Raw genomic sequence first — 17819 nt, 5'->3', positions numbered from 1 at the left:
GCGAGTCGACGCACGCACAGTAACCTTCTGCGCATGGCTGCACCCTCCACCGTCGACACCGTCGTCTCCCTCTGCAAGCGCCGGGGCTTCGTCTTCCCCTGCGGCGAGATCTACGGAGGCACGAGGTCGGCCTGGGACTACGGCCCGCTCGGTGTCGAGCTGAAGGAGAACATCAAGCGACAGTGGTGGAAGAGCATGGTGACCAGCCGCGACGACGTCGTCGGCCTGGACTCCTCGGTGATCCTCCCGCTCCAGACGTGGGAGGCCTCCGGCCACGTCGCGACGTTCTCCGACCCGCTCGTCGAGTGCCTGTCCTGCCACAAGCGGTTCCGCGCCGACCACCTGCAGGAAGCGGTGTTCGAGAAGACGGGGGCCAAGCACGGTCTGACCTCACCCGACGAGGTCAAGCTCGCCGACGTCGCCTGCACCAACTGCGGCACGCGGGGGCAGTGGACCGAGCCGCGCCAGTTCTCCGGGCTGCTCAAGACCTATCTCGGCGTCGTCGAGGACGAGTCGGGGCTGCACTACCTGCGACCCGAGACCGCGCAGGGCATCTTCCTGAACTTCCTCAACGTGATGAACACGGCCCGCAAGAAGCCGCCGTTCGGCATCGCCCAGACCGGCAAGAGCTTCCGCAACGAGATCACCCCGGGCAACTTCATCTTCCGCACGCGCGAGTTCGAGCAGATGGAGATGGAGTTCTTCGTCAAGCCCGGCGAGGATGAGGACTGGCACCAGTACTGGATCGACGAGCGCACCCGCTGGTACACCGACCTCGGCATCAACCCCGACAACCTGCGCCACTTCGAGCACGCCCAGGAGAAGCTCAGCCACTACTCCAAGCGCACCGTCGACATCGAGTACCGCTTCGGGTTCACGGGCAGCGAGTGGGGCGAGCTCGAGGGCATCGCCAACCGCACCGACTTCGACCTGACGACGCACAGCAAGCACTCGGGCACCGACCTCGTCTACTTCGACCAGGCCAGCGGCGAGAAGTACACGCCCTACGTCATCGAGCCCGCGGCAGGCCTGTCGCGCAGCCTGATGACCTTCCTCGTCGACGCCTACACCGAGGACGAGGCGCCCAACACCAAGGGCGGCGTCGACAAGCGCGTCGTGCTCAAGCTCGACAAGCGCCTCGCGCCGGTCAAGGCCGCCGTGCTACCTCTGTCGCGCAACGCAGACCTGTCGCCGAAGGCCCGCGACCTGGCCGCCACGCTGCGCCAGCACTGGAACATCGACTTCGACGACGCCGGCGCGATCGGCCGTCGTTACCGTCGCCAGGACGAGATCGGCACGCCGTTCTGCATCACGGTCGACTTCGACACCCTCGAGGACCAGGCGGTGACCATCCGTGAGCGCGACACCATGGCGCAGGAGCGCGTCGCGCTCGACCAGGTCGAGTCCTACCTCGGCGCGCGCCTCCTCGGCTGCTGACCCCTGCGCGCAAGCCACTCCCTCCCATCGGTATGCCGCCGCGGCGCCAACCTTTTGGGGTACCTCGTGCGTTACTTGGGGTGAGGGAACTCGCTGAGGTGTGGGAGGTGGCATGCGGCACGAGGTGGACGAGGAGTTCGCCCGCTACGTGCGGGCCCGCCAGCACCGGTTGCTGCGCGCGGCGTACCTCGTCTGTGGTGACGCCCACCTGGCCGAGGACCTGCTCCAGGGAGCCCTGACCAAGCTCGCCTCTCGCTGGGACAAGCTCCGTCACGAGAACCCCGACGCCTACGTGCGGCGGATCCTCTACCGCGACGCGGTGTCCTCGTGGCGCAGGACTCGTCGCGAGTCGCTGTCGTCCGTGCCCCTCATCGAGGTCCCGGTCCAGGACCGGTCGGCCCAGACAGGCCAGCGGGTCGACCTCGAACGCGCCCTGGCGGAGCTCACGCCAAAGCAGCGTGCGGTGGTCGTGCTGCGCTTCTTCGAGGACCGCACCGAGAGCGAGTCCGCCGAGGTGCTCGGAGTCTCGGTCGGCACCGTGAAGAGCCAGACGTATGCCGCGCTGGCTCGACTGCGCACGTTGCTGCCGGACTTCGCCCCTCACCTGTCCGGGAAGGACCAGCCATGACCGAGCGAGACCTGAGCAGCCTGCTCGAGCGGGCGAGCGAGCACCTGCCCGAGGTGGACTTCGCCCAGGGTGCGTGGGCCGCTGCCGTGGCGGGACGGGCACGTCGCCGTCGGCTGGCCGTGGGCGCCGTCGGTGCGGTTGCGGCAGCCGGACTGGCAGTGGCCGCCGTCCAGCTGGGCGGCTCGACCAAGCCCCGGCCCGTCCCTGCGACCTCGTCCACGACGTCAGCCCGCGGCGGCACCCTGTCGGACGGAACGGCATACGCGGTCATGCCCTTGGAGGGCGCCGAGGCTCGGCTGCCCGACTTCGATGCCGGGCTGCCGTCGGTGATCGACCTTCGAGCCAAGGGCGCCCGCGCGTTCGCTGGCCCCCCCACGTCCGTGGTCGCCGTCTACCTGCGTGCTGACGGAGAGGTCTTCCATCCGGTGCTGGTGGCCCGAGACGGGACGCAGGTCATCGTCGACCAGCTCGACCTCGTGCGGACCAACGACGCGAACGGCAACGCGGCCACGCCGCTGGGACCACGCGCCATCGGCGGTGGTGGGCGCTACATCGTCTTCCCCCAGCGGGACCACGTGCTGCGGCTCGACATCCAGACCGGTGACACGGTCTCGTACCCAGTGCCGTCCCAGGTCGTGGAGTGGGCCGGATGGAATGACTCAGGCAGCGTCATCGTGGCTCGGGACGCGGAGCATGCCTGGACCATCGACCCGTGGAAAGCGGGCGCGAAGGCGGTGCGGGTCGATGGTGGGTACGAGGGAAGGTTCCGTGTCACCTCTGTCGACACGAACTCGATCGGGCTGATGGTGACGAGGTTCGACGATGCTGGGCGCCCCGGGGCGGAGTCTGCCGTGCGGGCTCCGGTGGCCTCCGTGTTCAGCGAGACGATCAACACCGAGGTGTTGGCGGCAACGGGTGCCTTCTTCGACCAGAACGTGACAGCAGAGGTGATTCGTCGGGGCAACGGCCCGATCTACCAGGGGCTGCTGGTCGTCGACGCGGGCTCCTCAGCGGCCCGGGTCCTGCTGGCACCGGAGAACCCGGACGGACAGACAGGTCGGTTCAAGGGATGCTGCACGGTGCTCGGCTGGGCTGACGCCACGACCGTTCTGTACCAGTCGGTGGGCAGCCACGGCCGGTGGATCCTGGCCTGGAACGTCGACACGGGAGCGGTCTACGAGGTGTCTCGTCTCACCACTGGCGCGCCCGACGATCCCCCGACCGCGATCGCGCTGAACGTGGGTGCGCGCAACTGACCCGGACGTGCCGACGACCGGGAACCGGAGCGGCCCACTGGCTGCCACCTGACAGACGTCACGGTGACCTCGTGACGGCTGTCCGAGGCCCGCGCCGGTCGCCCGCGGCAGGCTGGAGCCATGCCACAGACGCGGACCCACACGCAGACAGGTCGGTCGACGCGAGCCGCCGAAGTGCCCGCCATCGAGCTCCAGGGGCTCACGAAGAGCTTCGGCAGCGTCCGGGCGGTGCGCGGGATCGACCTGACCGTGTGGCCCGGTGAGATCGTCGCCTTCCTCGGACCCAACGGGGCCGGCAAGACCACCACCATCGACATGGTGCTCGGGCTGTCGCGCCCCGACCACGGCAGCGCCCTGGTCTACGGCATGGAGCCCTCGGCGGCCGTTCGCCGCGGGCTGGTCTCGGCCGTGATGCAGTCCGGCGGGCTGCTCAAGGACCTCACGGTCGAGGAGACACTGCGCCTCACCGCAAGCCTGTTCAGCGACACCCGACCGGTGGCAGAGGTGCTGGGTCGTGCCGGCATCGCCGACATCGCGGGACGGCGCGTGGTGAAGTGCTCCGGCGGCCAGCAGCAGCGGCTGCGGTTCGCCATGGCGCTGCTGCCCGACCCCGAGCTGCTCGTGCTCGACGAACCCACCACCGGCATGGACGTCACCGGGCGTCGAGACTTCTGGGGAGCCATCCGCGAGGACGCCGCGCAGGGGCGAACGGTGCTCTTCGCGACGCACTACCTCGAAGAGGCCGATGCGTACGCGGACCGGATCGTGCTCGTCAGCCACGGCCGGGTCGTCGCTGACGGCACGGCGGCGCAGGTCAAGGCCCTGGTTTCCGGACGGACCGTGCGGGCGACGTTGCCGGGTGCGGATGTGACTGAGCTGCAAGGACTTCCCGGGGTCGAGACGGTCGAGGTGAGAGGTGACTCGATCCTCATCGCGTCCACGGACAGTGATGCCGTCGCCCGCCACCTGCTCGGGTCCACCCACGCCCGCGACCTCGAGATCACCTCGCGCGGGCTCGAGGACGCCTTCATCTCCCTGACCACCGAAGGAGGACAGCCATGAGCACCAGCACCGCGTCCACCCCTGCGTCCACCCCTGCGTCCACCGTCCCGCAGCGGAAGGTCCCACCATTCGGCGGTTTCAACAGCGTCCTGCTGCGGCTCGAGGTGCGCCGCATGCTCCGCAACCGACGCACCGTGATCTTCTCGGTCGTGCTCCCCGTGGTCTTCTTCCTCCTGTTCGGCACAGGGAGGGACTACTCGCTGAAGAGTGCCGGGGCGCACGGCAACGTGGCTGCCGAGATCATGATCTCGATGGCGCTGTACGGCGCGATGCTCTCCACCACGGCGGGCGGCGCGATGGTCGCCACGGAACGCAGCCAGGGCTGGAGCCGCCAGCTGCGGCTCACGCCGCTCACGCCCGCGGCCTACATCGTCGTGAAGGTCCTCGTCGCGATGCTCCTCGGTGCGGTCTCGGTCGCAGTGACGTATGCCGCTGGCGGCTTCACCCAGGCCCAGCTGGATGGGCCGCTGTGGGTCGGGACAGCCCTCATTGCCTGGGTGGGGTCGCTCGTCTTCGCCGCCTTCGGCGTGTTCATGGGGTACCTGTTGCCGAGCGAGAACGTCATGCAGATCCTCGGTCCTGGCCTGGGCCTGTTGGCTTTCCTGGGTGGCCTCTTCACGCCGCTGGACCAGATGGGTTCGACCTTCCAGACCATCGCGAAGTTCACCCCGATGTACGGCCTCAGCGAGCTGGCACACGCCCCACTGACGGGCAACGGTCCCGGATGGGCCGCCGTGGTCAACGTCGCCGTCTGGCTCGCAGTGTTCGCAGGAGGGGCGGCGTGGCGGTTCCGACGCGACACAGCCCGCGTCTGAGCCTGCTGCAGGCGTTGCGCCCGTTCACCACCGACCCGGTCTCTGAGAGGCTGGGCCCCGTGAGCGAGCACAGCACTGGGGACKCGGTCCCCGAGGGCCCCGGACGCGCGGGGGTCCCCGACCCACGCCCGCAGTTGTTCGCGCGCACCGGCGAGAACACCTGGGGCGAACGGGTTCTCGGCTTCTTCTTCGCGAGCATCTGGCTCGTGTTCCTCTGGGACGCGGTGGGTGCGGCCTGGGAGCAGCGGGAGACCCTGCGCGCAGATGGCGGCCTGGTGGTGCTCGCGCTGTTCGTCGTGCTCTACCTCGTGCACTTCTCCCACCTGCGAGCGGCCGTGTGGGGGACGCGCGGCTCGATCGCCTCCCGTTGGTACGTCACGTCGGTGGGGCTCCTCTACTGGGCCGGGCTGGCCGTCCTGGCGGCGTTGGCCACCGTCACCATCGGCCAGGAGGGTGCGGCGACCTGGGTGTTCCTTGCGGTGTCGGGGCTGTGGACCTTCCGGGTCCGCATCGGGCTGGCCATCGGGGGAGCCCTCGTGGCGCTCTACGAGTTCCTCACCTTCCACGTCGACGGCTGGCGGCACGACGCGAGCATCAGCATGTCGATGGTGCTCGCCATGGCCGCCGTCACCGGAGGCATGATCGCGTCGCAGCGGCAGCGGGCCCTGGCAGAGGCCCGCGAGGAGAACGCGCGGCTGGCCATCCAGGACGAGCGCAACCGGATGGCCAGGGACGTCCACGACATCCTCGGCCACAGCCTGACCGTCATCACCGTCAAGGCCGAGCTGGCCGCGCGGCTGATGGACGTCAGCCCGGAGCGGGCCAAGGTGGAGGTCGCGGACCTCGAGCGGCTGGCCCGGGACGCCCTGGCCGACGTGCGCCAGGCCGTCGCGGGTTTCCGCGAGACGTCGCTGCCTGCCGAGCTGGCCCGCGCCCGATCCTCGCTGGCCGCCGCAGGGATCGAGGCGGACCTGCCCACCGCGGCCGACGCCGTGCCCAGCCACCTGCGCGAGCTGTGCGCCTGGACGCTCCGCGAGGGCGTCACCAACGTCATCCGTCACAGCGGGGCCACGAGCTGTCGGGTGACTCTCGACGAACGCGGGATCACCATTGCCGACAACGGTGCCGGGTCCCGGCCCGGCGCACCCGGCACGGGGTTGGTCGGCCTGAAGGAACGCGCCGAGGGCGCCGGCGCCCGGCTCGTCACGGCAGCCGTCTCGCCACACGGTTTCGAGCTGTCGGTCACCTCCTCCCCGCACCCTCGCTCCGCGGACCCGGACTCGCACGAGAGGGTTGGGGCATGACGATCCGCCTGCTGCTGGCCGACGACCAGGCCATGGTCCGTGGTGCCATCGCCACCCTCCTCGGGCTCGAACCCGACATGGAGGTCGTGGCCGAGGTCGGCAGTGGTGACGAGGTGGTCGCCGCGGCACGCAGCAGCAAGCCGGACGTCGCACTGATCGACGTCGAGATGCCGGGCCTTGACGGGATCGCGGCCACGGCAGCACTCCACGACGCGATGCCTGGCGTGCGGGTGCTGATCGTCACGACCTTCGGCCGCCCCGGCTTCCTGCGTCGCGCGTTGCAGGCAGGGGCCAGCGGTTTCGTCGTCAAGGACACGCCTGCCCGGCAGCTCGCCGAAGCCGTGCGCCGTGTGCACTCCGGACTGAGGGTGGTCGACCCTGCCCTGGCGGCCGACTCGCTGGCCGGCGGCGAGTCACCGCTCACCGCACGCGAGACCGAGGTGCTACTCGCCGCCCGGGAGGGAGGTTCGGTGGCGGACATCGCCAGGCACGTGAGCCTCTCCGAGGGCACCGTGCGCAACCACCTCTCCTCGGCGATCGGCAAGACCATGGCCCGGAACCGCGCTGACGCCGTGAGGATCGCCGACGAGTACGGCTGGCTCTGACCGTTGCTCCCGCAGCGCAGGCGGCTCAGTCGCCGGTTGCCACAGGGCGGTTCGGGTCGGTGATCCACTCGCTCCACGACCCGACGTAGAGCGCCGCCTCGACGCCGACCTCGTGCAGGGCGAGCACGGTGTGGGCTGCAGTGACCCCTGATCCGCAGTAGGCCGCCACTGGTCCCGGTGTAGGAAGTCCCTTGCGGGAGAACAGCTCTCGCAGACCGTCGGCAGTCAGGAACCGTCCGTCCGGCTCCACGCTGTCGGTCGTGGGGGCACTGACGGCGCTGGGCACCCGACCTGCGACCGGGTCGATCGGCTCGGTCTCGCCGCGGAACCGCTCGGGAGCCCGCACGTCGAGCAGGACGCCGTCCCTGGCCGCCCGGGCGGCGCCGGTTGCGTCGACGACGGGCATGCCGCCGGCGTGCGCCTCGAACGTCCCCGTGCCGGGTTCGGGCAGCTGCGTCGTCACCGGTCCGCCCGCGGACCGCCAGGCTGCGAGACCGCCGTCGAGGACGCGCACGTCGCTCGCCCCGAAGTGGCGCAGCACCCACCAGGCCCGGGCCGCGGCATACGAAGGGCCCTGGTCGTAGACGACGATGCGCGAGTCGTTCGTCGCGCCGCACCGCTGCGCCGCTGCCGCAACCGCGTGCGCCTGGGGGAGCGGGTGCCGGCCACCGCGCCCCGGCGGTCCKGCGAGCTCGGCGTCGAGGTCGACGTGGTGGGCGCCGGGGAGGTGCCCCGCGGCATACAGCTCGCGCCCGGGCGGGCCTGCGCCGGCGGTGAGGGCCCACTGGACGTCGATGAGGACCAGCGCACCCGGGGTGCGGGTGAGCTCCTCGAGGAGGTCGTGGGCGCTGACGAGGGCACGCATTCGGCCAGTCAAGCATCAGATGGGACACTGGGGCGCCATGACCGCCACCTCCACGCGCCACAGCGCGCCGACTGCCGTGCTGCCGCCCCTGCAGATCGGCCGGCACACCATCGAGTCGCCGGTCGTGCTCGCCCCGATGGCCGGCATCACGAACCGGGCGTTCCGCAAGCTGTGCCGCGAGTACGGCGACCAGGGGCTCGACCAGGGCGGCGCCAGCGGCGCGACCTCGCTGTACGTCAGCGAGATGATCACCTCACGGGCCCTCGTCGAGCGGACGCCCGAGTCGATGCGGCTGATCGAGCACGATCCCCAGGAGAACCCTCGGTCGATCCAGCTCTACGGCGTGGACCCGGCCACCGTCGCCGCCGCGGTGCGGATGCTCGTCACCGAGGACCGCGCCGACCACATCGACCTCAACTTCGGCTGCCCCGTCCCCAAGGTCACCCGCAAGGGCGGCGGCGCCGCCCTGCCGTGGAAACGTGACCTCTTCCAGGCCATCGTCACGGGAGCGGTCCGGGAGGCGAGCCCGTATGCCGTGCCCGTCACCGTGAAGATGCGCAAGGGCATCGACGACCAGCACCTGACCTACCTGGAGGCCGGGCTCATCGCCGAGCGCGCCGGCGTCGCCGCCGTGGCCCTGCACGGTCGCACCGCGTCGCAGGCCTACTCCGGCGAAGCGGACTGGAGCGCCATCGCACGGCTCAAGGAGACCGTGCGGAGCATCCCGGTGCTCGGCAACGGCGACATCTGGTCGGCCGAGGACGCGCTCCGCATGGCTCACGAGACGGGCTGCGACGGCGTGGTCGTCGGGCGCGGCTGCCTGGGTCGTCCGTGGCTGTTCACCGACCTCGCCGCGGCCTTCGCCGGGACGCCCGCGCGGGTCGAGCCCACGCTGGGCGAGGTGACGGCGACCATGCGTCGGCACACCGAGTACCTCATCGACTTCTACGGCAACGAGTACAAGGCCTGCCGTGACATCCGCAAGCACATCGCGTGGTACCTCAAGGGATTCCCCGCTGGTTCCACGGTGCGTCACCAGCTCGCGCTCGTCGACTCGCTCGCCGCGCTGGACCGGCTGATCGCCACCATGGATGCCTCGGCGCCGTGGCCCGGTGACGCCGCCGAGGGGCAACGTGGGCGCGCTGGTTCGCCCCGACACGTCGCCCTGCCTGAGGGGTGGCTCGACAGCCAGGAGCTCAGCGAGGCCCACCGCCAGGCCGTGTCCGAGGCCGAGCTGTCCGTCTCCGGCGGCTGAGGGCTACCGCGGGAGGACCGTCGCGAGTCGGCGGATGGCTTCGGGCACCTGCTCGACGGTGACCCGACGGAACCCCATCGCGAGACCGGGCCGCGGCGGTGTGTCGAGGAACCGCACGGACACCGGCTCGAGCGACACCCCGGCCTCCGACGCGGCCCTGGCCACCGCCACGTCGTCGACGGTCCGGTCGACGAAGTAGGTGCACAGGTGCAGCCCGGCCGCGGACGGGAGCAGCTCCAGGGTGCCCGCGGGCAGAGCCTCCAACCCCCTCACGAGGGCGGCCCGGCGCCGGGCGTAGACCCGGGTGACCCGGCGGACATGGGCGGAGAGCAGGCCCTCGGCCATGAACCGCGCGAGGGCGCCCTGGGTGACGGCATCTCCTTGCCAGTCCGTCAGCAGCTTGGCCTGGCCCAGGGTGTGCTGGAGCGACTGGGGGGCGATGAGGTAACCCACCCGAAGCGACGGCATCAGGGTCTTGGAGAACGACCCGACATAGACGACGCGCCCGTCCCGGTCGAGGCTCTGCAGTGGTGCGAGCGGCCGGTCCTCGAACCGGAACTCCGAGTCGTAGTCGTCCTCGACGATCACAGCGTTGCGTCGAGATGCCCACTCCAGCAACGCGATCCGTCGCCGCAGTGACATCACCGCCCCGGTCGGGAACTGGTGCGACGGAGTGACGTAGACCATTCGGGCGGTGCGGGGGAGCTCCTCGACGACCAGGCCCTCGCCATCCACGCGGACCCCCTGCACCCGGGCGCCGTGCGAGACGAACAGGCGGGTCGCGGCGGTGTACCCCGGGTCCTCGACGACGACGACGTCACCGGGATCGAGCACCGCCCGCGCGATGACGTCGAGCGCCTGCTGGGCGCCGTTGGTGAGCAGCACGTCCCCCGGGCCGGCGACGACGGAGCGGGACAGCCCGGCATACCTCGCGATCTCCCGACGCAAGCCGGCGTCCCCCTGACCCTCGTAGGCCGAGGCGGCCAACAGCGAGGGTCGGAGGGTTGCGGAGACGAGCCGCCGCCAGACCGCGAGGGGGAACAGCGAGGTGTCGGGACCGCCGACGGACAGGTCGAACTCGGCGGCCGGCGCGTCGAGGACCGGGGGAGGCAAGGTCGCCCAGACGGCCCGCGGTCGCACGTCGCCCACCGGCGCGTGTCGCGTGCGCTGTGGCACGACGTCCCTGCTCACGAAGGTGCCCGAGCCGACTCGGGCCGTCAGGAAGCCCTCGGCGGTGAGTCGGTCGTAGACCGTGGTGACGGTCCCGCGCGACAGGCCCAGCTCGGTGGCGAGCTCGCGGGTGGGTGGCACCCTCGAGCCCGCAGCCAGACGGCCGTCGACGACGGCGTCGAGCAGGTGTTCGTAGAGGGTCGAGGCCCGGTCGCCGACCGCGACACCGTCGAGGGACAGGCCCAGGTGCGGGCGCAGGTGCAGGTCCACTCCGCCAGCCTAGATTGGTCCAACCGGATTGGCGAGAAGTGGCTCTTCGCGCGGGTCCAATCGAGCGGCATGCTGAAAGCATGACCACGACAGCCACGACCACCACCACCGGCGCCCGGCCGTTCGGGCTGTCCGTCCCGCAGGGCGCCGCCCTGTCGATCGGCGCGGTGCTCGGCACGGGCGTCATCACGCTGCCGGCCATCGCCGCGGGCATCGCCGGGCCGGCCTCGCTGGTCGCCTGGGCGGCCCTAGTGCTGCTGAGCGTCCCCCTCGCGTCCACCTTCGCGGCGATGGGCGCGCGGTTCCCCGACAGCGGTGGGGTCTCGACCTATGTGCGGCGTGCCTTCGGGCCCAAGGCCTCCGCCGCCGTGGGGTGGTGCTTCTACTTCGCGGTGCCGGTGGGGGCGCCGCCGGCGTCGCTGATGGCCGGAGGTTATGTCTCCGACGCCTTCGGCGCTGGCCGCACCGTGGCTGTCGCCGTCGCGGCTGCGCTCATCGTGGGAGTCGCACTGATGAACGCCGCCGGGCTGCGCCTGTCCGGGCGCGTCCAGCTCGGCCTCACCGCGGTCCTCGCCACCCTCATGGTGGTCACGATCGTTGCCGCGCTGCCGCACGCCCGGCTGGAGCACCTGCAGCCGTTCGCCCCCCACGGCTGGGGTGCCGTCGGTCCGGCGGCCGCGCTGCTGGTCTGGGGCTTCGCCGGCTGGGAGGCCGTCGCGTCGCTGGCGGGGGACTACCGACGACCGTCCCGCGACGTGCCCCGGGCCACCGCCGTCGCCGTGGTGGTCGTCGGGACCCTCTACCTGGCCCTCGCTGCCACCAGCCTGATGGTGCTCGGGCCTGCCACGGGGTCCAGCGAGGCGCCGTTGTCCGACCTGCTCGCGGCGGGCCTCGGTGGACAGGTGCGGGTCGTCACGGCCGTGGTGGCCATCCTCCTCACGGTGGGCGCCATGAACGCGTACTACGCAGGCGGGTCCCGGCTGGGGGCCGCACTGGCTCGCGACGGCGCCCTGCCGGCATACCTCGCCTCGGGGTCGGGCGCTGGTCAGGTGCCACGACGCAGCCTGGCCCTGATCGCCATGCAGTCGGTCGTGTGGCTGGTCGCCGGCGAGGTGCTGCACCTCGGCCTGACGCCGTTGATGCTGCTGGCCACCGGCTGCTTCACGCTCGTGTACGTCCTCGGCACGGCAGCCGCCGTGCGCCTGCTCCCGCGCGGGTCCCGGGTGTGGTGGACCGCGGTCGTCGCCCTGACGTCGGTGCTCGGGCTGCTGGTCATGAACGGCTGGCACGTCCTGTGGGCGGTCGGGATCGCCGCTGCCGCCGTGGGGTACCAGACGTGGCGCGGGCGTCGGACCGTCGTGGCAGGCTTCGGCCATGACGCGGAAGGGCACACCGAAGCAGATCGGCACACCGGGCGGGACACCGGAGAGACCTGCGACGTTCTTCTCGGGGCCTGAGGAGTTCGGGGCCTGGCTGGCGGCCAACCACGACACCGCCACGGAGCTCTGGATGGGCCTGAACAAGAGGCACGTCGCCGACCGCGGGCTCACCTGGGAGCAGGCCGTCATCGAGGCGTTGTGCTGGGGCTGGATCGACTCGGTCGCGCAGCGCATCGACGAGGACACGACGCGACAACGGTGGACTCCGCGCAAGCGCACCAGCAACTGGAGCGCGATCAACATCGCGGCCGTCGAGCGACTCAAGGCCGAGGGCCGCATGCAGCCGTCCGGGATCGCTGCCTACGAGCTGCGTCGGGCCGACCGGTCCGGCATCTACTCCTACGAGTCGGGCGAGGTCGAGCTGGCGCCTGGGTATGCCGCGCGGCTGGCCGACGACGCCGCGGCCAGCGCCTTCTGGGAGGTCGCCACCGCGTCCTACAGGAGGCTGGCCCTGCACTGGGTGATGACCGCCAAGCAGGAGGCGACGCGCGACAAGCGGATGGCCCAGCTGTTGGAGGACAGCGCCGCCGGCCGGCTGATCCCCAGCCAGCGGTACGGCGAGCAGCCCAAGTGGGTGGAGCGGGCTGCCGAGGCAGCCCGCGCTGCACAGTCGTAGGCTCGGCGCCGTGGCTTACACCTCGGTCGACCGGGAGCGCTGGGTGCGGGAGGACCCTGCCACCAGGCGCGCCGACCGCGACGACTTCGCGAGGGACCGGGCCCGGCTCGTCCACTCGGCCTCGCTGCGACGGCTGTCGGCCAAGACCCAGGTCGTGCAGCCCGGCGACGACGACTTCGTCCGCAACCGGCTCACCCACAGCCTCGAGGTGGCCCAGATCGGTCGTGAGTTCGGCGAGGCCCTCGGCTGCAGCGCCGACGTGGTCGACTCCGCCTGCCTGGCGCACGACCTCGGGCACCCGCCCTTCGGCCACAACGGCGAGCGTGCTCTGGACGACATCGCCCGCGACATCGGCGGCTTCGAGGGCAACGCCCAGACGCTGCGACTGCTGACCCGTCTGGAGCCCAAGCGGGTCCATCCCGACGGTCGCCCAGCTGGCCTCAACCTCACGCGCGCGACCCTGGACGCGGCCACCAAGTACCCCTGGGTGCGCGGCGAAAGCGGCACTCCCACAAGGAAGTTCGGCGTCTATGCCGATGACGTGCCGGTGTTCGACTGGTTCCGCGACGGCAGGCCGCAGGGGGAGCGCTGCATCGAGGCCGACGTCATGGACTGGTCCGACGACGTCGCCTACTCGGTGCACGACGTGGAGGACGCGATCGCTTCCGGCCGCCTGGACGTGCGACGACTGCGTGACGCCACCGACGTCGACTCGGTGTTGGCGGTGGCCACGGGGCTCTACGCCGCGGACCTGGGCATCGACGCCCTCGGTGCGGCGCTGGAACGCGTGCTCGCCAGCGGCGCCGTCCCCACGGCATACGACGGCTCGCGGGTGGACCGTGCTGCGCTCAAGGACATGACCTCACGGCTCATCGGACGGTTCGTGCACGGGGTCGAGGTGGCCACGCGCGAGCGGCACGGTGAAGGGCCGCTGACCCGCTACGCCGCCGACCTGGTGGTGCCCGACGACACCCGCGCTGAGTGCGCTGTCCTCAAGGCGGTGGCTGCCCACTTCGTCATGCACGCGCAGGAACGGGTCGACGTGCTGACGAGGCAGCGCGAGGTCGTGGCGGACCTGGTCGCCGGCTACCAGCAGGACCCGGTCGCGCGGCTGGACCCCGACCTGCTCGGGGACTGGAAGAACGCTGAGTCCGATGCCGCCGCGCTGCGCGTCGTCGTCGACCAGGTGGCCTCACTCACCGACGTCCGCGCGGAGTACCTGCACCGCATCTGGAGCTGACCCCGCCGCGACGAGGGGTCAGTGCGTCTCGAAGGCTCGCGCCTCGCCGACCACCGAGAGACCGACGATCGATCCTGTGTGCGGGACGTCAGAGCCGTTGACGCGGGCTGTCACCACCGTGTGGTCAGCCTGCAGACGCAGCGCCACGAGCGCGTCGTGACCGAAGTAGGTCGTCGACAGGACCTCGGCGCAGGGGATCCCGGGCGCCATGTCGCGCAGCACGATCTGCTCGGGTCGGATGAGCACGTCGACCGTGCCCGCTGGGGCCGGCTGGTGGACGGCGAGCCGCCCGAGGGCGGTGCTGACATCCGTGCCGTCGGCGCTTCCGCGAAGGAAGACCGCGTCTCCGAGGAAGGCCGCCGCGTGACGGTCCGCAGGGGTGCCGTAGACCTCGGACGGCGTGCCCACCTGGGAGAACCGGCCGTCGTGCATGATGGCGACCTGGTCGGCGAACGACAACGCCTCGGCCTGGTCGTGGGTGACGAGCACGACCGTGACGTCCTCGTGGGCCAGCGCCTGCGCGACGGCCTCGCGGGTCGAGGAGCGCAGTCCCGCGTCGAGGGAGGAGAACGGCTCGTCGAGCAGCACGACCGTGGGACGCCGGGCGAGGGCCCTGGCCAGTGCCACCCGCTGCTGCTGCCCACCGGAGAGCTGGTCGGGGCGACGCGCCGCGAGGTCGGGGGAGAGCCCCACCAGCTCGAGCAGCTCAGCCACGCGCTCGCCCGCGCGGCGGGCGTGTCGGGCGAGCCCGTAGGAGACGTTGGCCCCGACGCTGAGGTGGGGGAAGAGGTTGCCCTCCTGGGCGACGTAGCCGATGCCACGCTTCTCGGGCGCGACCCACACACCCGGGCCGGTCACCGTCCGGTCGCCGAGCTGCACCACTCCCTCGTCGGCCTGCTGGAACCCGGCCACCACACGCAGCAGCGTCGTCTTGCCGCAGCCCGAGGCGCCCAGGATCGCCGACGTGGTGCCCGACGGCACGACGAGGTCGAGCCCGTGCAGGACGGGTCGTCCGTCGTAGGACGCGGCGACACCGGAGATGCGCAGCGTGGTCACAGGGCGGGCTCCTCGTCGGGTCGGCGCAGCAGGAGATAGGTCAGGGGGGCGGACACCAGCACGAGCGCAGCGGCATAGGGCGCGGCGCCCGCGTAGTCGATGCTCTCACTCGCACTCCAGAACGCCGTCGCCAGTGTCTGCGTGCCGGTCGGCGCGAGCAGCAGCGTCGCCGTCAGCTCGGTCGACGTCGCGATGAACACCATGGCGAAGCCGGCCAGCGCGCCGGGCGCGGTGAGCGGCACGAGCACGCGCACGAAGGCCCGGAACGGCCCGTCGCCCAGCGCCCGCGCGGCCTCGGTGAGCTCCTCGGGGGCGTGGGCCATGGCCGCCCTGATGCTCACCATCGCGCGGGGGATGAACAGGATGGCGTATGCCGCGACGAGGACGACACTGGTCTGGTAGACGGGGCGGGCGTAGCGGACCGACAGGGTGACCAGCGCGAGGGCGATGACCACACCGGGCAGGGACGAGGCCACGTAGGTGGCCCGCTCCACCAGGATGGACAGCCAGGTGCGACGCCGGGCAATGAGCCATGCGACGGGGAACGCCGCCACGACGGTGACGACCCCCGCGACGAGGGCCAGGCGCAGCGTGCCCCAGAGCGTCGTCACGAGCTCGCCCGGGTCGAAGGCGCTCTCGGTCAGGCCGCCGCTCCCGGCGCGGAACCAGTAGACGAGGCTCCCGAGCGGCACCCCCAGGGCCAGCACCGTCAGGACCGTCATGCCGAGCAGGGCCGGCGCCGTCCACCTACCGAGCCTGGCGGGCAGGGCGCGACGGGCTGCGCCCCGACCCAGTCGGGCGTGCCGCACCGTGCCGCGCAGGAGCAGCTCGGCCGTGAGCAGCCCCAGGCACAGCGCGATCAGCACGACCGCGAGCAGGCTGCCGGCACTGTTGCTGAAGGCGACCTGGAACTGCTCGAGGATCGCCGTGGTGAAGGTGGGGAACCGCAGCATCGCGAGCACGCCGAACTCGGACAGCAGGTGGAGCGAGACGAGCAGCATGCCGCCGAGGGCAGCGGGTCTCAGCTGGGGCAGGACCGCGCGGAAGAACGACCGCCAGGGACCCAGGCCCAGCGACCGGGCGGAGTCCTCGAGGCTCTGGTCGAGGCCGCGCAGCACCGCCGCCACGGGCAGGAAGACGAACGGGAAGTAGGACAGCGTCGTCACCAGCACGGCACCCCCGAGCCCCTGGAGGTCGGGGCGCACCGTCACCCAGGCGTAGGAGTTCACGAAGGCAGGCACGGCCAGCGGGCAGACCATCAGCACCCGCCAGAACTTCGCACCCGGCAGCGAGGTCCGCTCGACCAGCCAGGCGGCAGCGATGCCGAGCCCCGTCGTGAGCGAGACCGTGAGCAGCACGAGCGCCCCGGTGTTGCGCAGCAGCTCGCCGACGCGCGGCCGCCACAGCAGGTCCCAGGCCGGCCCCCAGCCGATGTCGAACGCCTTGACCGCCACGACCACGAGGGGGAGCACGCAGACAGCCGCCACGACGAGGCTGGCCGCGACGACCGCTGCCGGGGTGGGGTTCGAGCGACCCCTCCGGGGTGTGGTGAGAGACGTCATGAGAGGCGTCAGGAGTGACGGCATGAGTGGCGTCCTGAGGAGTGCGGCACCTAGAGGATGCCGGCCGTCGTCATCAGCTCGATGACCTTGGGGCCGTTGAGCTTGAACGGGTCCACCTGCGGCGCCTCGAGGGTGTCCAGGGGCTCCAGGGCCTTGTCGGAGGCCACGCCCTTGCCCACGGCATACTCCTTGGCGTCACTCGTGGCGAGGATGCCCTGGCCCTCCTTGGACGTGACGAAGGCGAGGAACTTCTGCGCGTTGGCGCCCCTCTTGCTCGACTTGAGCACCGCACCGCCCGAGATGCTGACGAACGCACCCGGGTCCTGGTGGCGGAAGTAGAGGAGCTTGGTGTTCTTGCTGCCGGCCTTGGTGAGCGCCTGGTCGCGGTACCAGTAGTAGTGGTACATGATCCCGACCGGCACCTGTCCGGCGTTGACGGCCTTCATGACCGCGATGTTGTTCTGGTAGATCTGCGCGCCGTCCTTGAGGCCCGTGAGCCAGGCGGCGGTCTTGGCCTCGCCCTGGGTCTCGAGGATGGCCGAGACGATGGCCTGGAAGTCGGCACCTCCCGCGGCGGCACCCCACTTGCCCTTCCACTTCGGGTCCTGCAGGTCCATGATCGACGTCGGCAGCTCGGCCTCGGTGATCTTGCCGGGGTTGTAGACCAGCACGGTGGAGCGCGCGGCAATCCCGACCCACTCGTGGGTCGACGGCGCGTACTCGGCGCCGACCTGGCCGACCGTCGCGTCGTCGACCTTCGCGAGGAGCCCGGCGTTCTGCACGGTCGTCATGGCGGGGGAGTTCTCGGTGAGGAACACGTCCGCGGGGCTCTTGGCGCCCTCCTGCACGATCTGCGCGCCCATGGAGGAGTCCGACCCGTAGCGGATCTGCACCTTGACGCCGGTGTCCTCCTGGAACTTCTTCGCCCAGGCCTGGGTGAGGTTCTCGTGCTGGGCGCTGTAGATCGTCAGCTTGTCCGGGTCGAGGTTCTTGCCCGCCTCGAGGCTGCCGTCTCCGCCGCAGGCCGTCAGGGCCAGGGTGGCTGTGGTCGCCAGGGCGAGCAGGGCGGTCCGTCGGCGGATCACGGTGGTGGTCTCCTGAACACGATGGGGGCGAGAAGGCAAGCCTTACCTTACCTTTCTGGGCACCGAGGGCCCAGTCCGGGTATGCCGCGTGGGCGGCCACGCGGCATACCTCAGCTGTGGAGGTGGGCCACGCGGGACGGGACGCACCGCCTAG

General features: G+C 71.2%; 16 protein-coding genes. 11 read left to right on the top strand and 5 right to left on the bottom strand.

Annotated elements, in window-relative coordinates:
• Nucleotides 1-33: 33 nt before the first annotated feature.
• The 7 genes from AC1DVZ_RS04610 to AC1DVZ_RS04580 all read left to right on the top strand — a co-directional run bounded on the left by AC1DVZ_RS04610 (nucleotide 34) and on the right by AC1DVZ_RS04580 (nucleotide 7107).
• Nucleotides 34-1437, top strand: coding sequence for a glycine--tRNA ligase (locus tag AC1DVZ_RS04610; protein WP_477616998.1), 1404 nt, complete (start codon nucleotides 34-36; stop codon nucleotides 1435-1437).
• 112 nt (nucleotides 1438-1549) lie between these two features.
• Nucleotides 1550-2065: a SigE family RNA polymerase sigma factor gene (locus AC1DVZ_RS04605; RefSeq protein ID WP_477616997.1), complete on the top strand. Its 516-nt coding sequence runs from the start codon at nucleotides 1550-1552 to the stop codon at nucleotides 2063-2065.
• The gene (locus AC1DVZ_RS04600; RefSeq protein WP_477616996.1) at nucleotides 2062-3321 is read left to right on the top strand and encodes a hypothetical protein; all 1260 of its coding nucleotides are present in this window, start codon (nucleotides 2062-2064) and stop codon (nucleotides 3319-3321) included. The genes AC1DVZ_RS04605 and AC1DVZ_RS04600 overlap by 4 nt, the downstream gene beginning before the upstream one ends.
• A gap of 120 nt (nucleotides 3322-3441) precedes the next feature.
• Nucleotides 3442-4383 (top strand): ABC transporter ATP-binding protein, encoded by a 942-nt coding sequence (locus tag AC1DVZ_RS04595; protein ID WP_477616995.1) that lies wholly within the window; start codon nucleotides 3442-3444, stop codon nucleotides 4381-4383.
• Nucleotides 4380-5198, top strand: coding sequence for an ABC transporter permease (locus tag AC1DVZ_RS04590; protein ID WP_477616994.1), 819 nt, complete (start codon nucleotides 4380-4382; stop codon nucleotides 5196-5198). Before AC1DVZ_RS04595 ends, AC1DVZ_RS04590 begins: the two co-directional genes overlap by 4 nt.
• Nucleotides 5199-5257: 59 nt before the next feature.
• Entirely contained in the window at nucleotides 5258-6502 is a 1245-nt protein-coding gene (locus AC1DVZ_RS04585; protein WP_477616993.1) for a sensor histidine kinase, read from the top strand.
• Entirely contained in the window at nucleotides 6499-7107 is a 609-nt protein-coding gene (locus AC1DVZ_RS04580; protein ID WP_477616992.1) for a response regulator transcription factor, read from the top strand. The genes AC1DVZ_RS04585 and AC1DVZ_RS04580 overlap by 4 nt, the downstream gene beginning before the upstream one ends.
• A gap of 25 nt (nucleotides 7108-7132) precedes the next feature.
• On the opposite strand, the gene AC1DVZ_RS04575 is transcribed toward AC1DVZ_RS04580, so the two are convergent.
• Nucleotides 7133-7972: a sulfurtransferase gene (locus AC1DVZ_RS04575; RefSeq protein WP_477616991.1), complete on the bottom strand. Its 840-nt coding sequence runs from the start codon at nucleotides 7970-7972 to the stop codon at nucleotides 7133-7135.
• A gap of 37 nt (nucleotides 7973-8009) precedes the next feature.
• Between AC1DVZ_RS04575 and dusB the strand changes: the two genes are divergently transcribed.
• Nucleotides 8010-9227 (top strand): tRNA dihydrouridine synthase DusB, encoded by a 1218-nt coding sequence (gene dusB / locus AC1DVZ_RS04570; protein ID WP_477616990.1) that lies wholly within the window; start codon nucleotides 8010-8012, stop codon nucleotides 9225-9227.
• A gap of 3 nt (nucleotides 9228-9230) precedes the next feature.
• Here dusB and pdxR read toward each other — a convergent pair whose 3' ends face one another.
• Nucleotides 9231-10667, bottom strand: coding sequence for a MocR-like pyridoxine biosynthesis transcription factor PdxR (gene pdxR / locus AC1DVZ_RS04565; protein ID WP_477616989.1), 1437 nt, complete (start codon nucleotides 10665-10667; stop codon nucleotides 9231-9233).
• 80 nt (nucleotides 10668-10747) lie between these two features.
• On the opposite strand from pdxR, the gene AC1DVZ_RS04560 reads away from it, so the two are divergent.
• The 3 genes from AC1DVZ_RS04560 to AC1DVZ_RS04550 are packed head-to-tail and all read left to right on the top strand — an operon-like array spanning nucleotide 10748 to nucleotide 13962.
• A complete protein-coding gene (locus AC1DVZ_RS04560) occupies nucleotides 10748-12124 on the top strand; it encodes an amino acid permease (protein ID WP_477616988.1) in 1377 nt (458 codons plus the stop codon).
• Nucleotides 12042-12722 carry a YdeI/OmpD-associated family protein gene (locus tag AC1DVZ_RS04555; RefSeq protein ID WP_477616987.1) on the top strand — a complete coding sequence of 227 codons (681 nt, stop codon included), beginning with the start codon at nucleotides 12042-12044 and terminating at the stop codon, nucleotides 12720-12722. Before AC1DVZ_RS04560 ends, AC1DVZ_RS04555 begins: the two co-directional genes overlap by 83 nt.
• Nucleotides 12723-12732: 10 nt before the next feature.
• Nucleotides 12733-13962: a deoxyguanosinetriphosphate triphosphohydrolase gene (locus AC1DVZ_RS04550; RefSeq protein ID WP_477616986.1), complete on the top strand. Its 1230-nt coding sequence runs from the start codon at nucleotides 12733-12735 to the stop codon at nucleotides 13960-13962.
• Between the two features lie 18 nt (nucleotides 13963-13980).
• Here the strand turns inward: AC1DVZ_RS04550 and AC1DVZ_RS04545 are convergent, their stop codons facing one another.
• The 3 genes from AC1DVZ_RS04545 to AC1DVZ_RS04535 are packed head-to-tail and all read right to left on the bottom strand — an operon-like array spanning nucleotide 13981 to nucleotide 17662.
• Entirely contained in the window at nucleotides 13981-15018 is a 1038-nt protein-coding gene (locus AC1DVZ_RS04545; protein WP_477616985.1) for an ABC transporter ATP-binding protein, read from the bottom strand.
• On the bottom strand, nucleotides 15015-16604 hold the full coding sequence (locus tag AC1DVZ_RS04540) for an ABC transporter permease (RefSeq protein ID WP_477616984.1): 1590 nt from the start codon (nucleotides 16602-16604) through the stop codon (nucleotides 15015-15017). Before AC1DVZ_RS04540 ends, AC1DVZ_RS04545 begins: the two co-directional genes overlap by 4 nt.
• 26 nt (nucleotides 16605-16630) lie before the next feature.
• Nucleotides 16631-17662 (bottom strand): iron ABC transporter substrate-binding protein, encoded by a 1032-nt coding sequence (locus tag AC1DVZ_RS04535; protein WP_477617030.1) that lies wholly within the window; start codon nucleotides 17660-17662, stop codon nucleotides 16631-16633.
• Nucleotides 17663-17819 lie beyond the last annotated feature (157 nt).

The sequence above is a fragment of the Pedococcus sp. P2_E5 genome (assembly GCF_056403895.1).
This window is presented reverse-complemented; position numbering and strand designations above follow the sequence as displayed.

Bases quoted from the DNA above. Each gene is read 5' to 3' on its own strand.
- AC1DVZ_RS04555 (WP_477616987.1), top strand. From the start codon at position 12,042: ATGACGCGGAAGGGCACACCGAAGCAGATCGGCACACCGGGCGGGACA.
- AC1DVZ_RS04605 (WP_477616997.1), top strand. From the start codon at position 1,550: ATGCGGCACGAGGTGGACGAGGAGTTCGCCCGCTACGTGCGGGCCCGC.
- AC1DVZ_RS04540 (WP_477616984.1), bottom strand. From the start codon at position 16,604: ATGCCGTCACTCCTGACGCCTCTCATGACGTCTCTCACCACACCCCGG.
- AC1DVZ_RS04590 (WP_477616994.1), top strand. From the start codon at position 4,380: ATGAGCACCAGCACCGCGTCCACCCCTGCGTCCACCCCTGCGTCCACC.
- AC1DVZ_RS04610 (WP_477616998.1), top strand. From the start codon at position 34: ATGGCTGCACCCTCCACCGTCGACACCGTCGTCTCCCTCTGCAAGCGC.
- AC1DVZ_RS04560 (WP_477616988.1), top strand. From the start codon at position 10,748: ATGACCACGACAGCCACGACCACCACCACCGGCGCCCGGCCGTTCGGG.
- AC1DVZ_RS04600 (WP_477616996.1), top strand. From the start codon at position 2,062: ATGACCGAGCGAGACCTGAGCAGCCTGCTCGAGCGGGCGAGCGAGCAC.
- AC1DVZ_RS04595 (WP_477616995.1), top strand. From the start codon at position 3,442: ATGCCACAGACGCGGACCCACACGCAGACAGGTCGGTCGACGCGAGCC.
- dusB (WP_477616990.1), top strand. From the start codon at position 8,010: ATGACCGCCACCTCCACGCGCCACAGCGCGCCGACTGCCGTGCTGCCG.
- AC1DVZ_RS04580 (WP_477616992.1), top strand. From the start codon at position 6,499: ATGACGATCCGCCTGCTGCTGGCCGACGACCAGGCCATGGTCCGTGGT.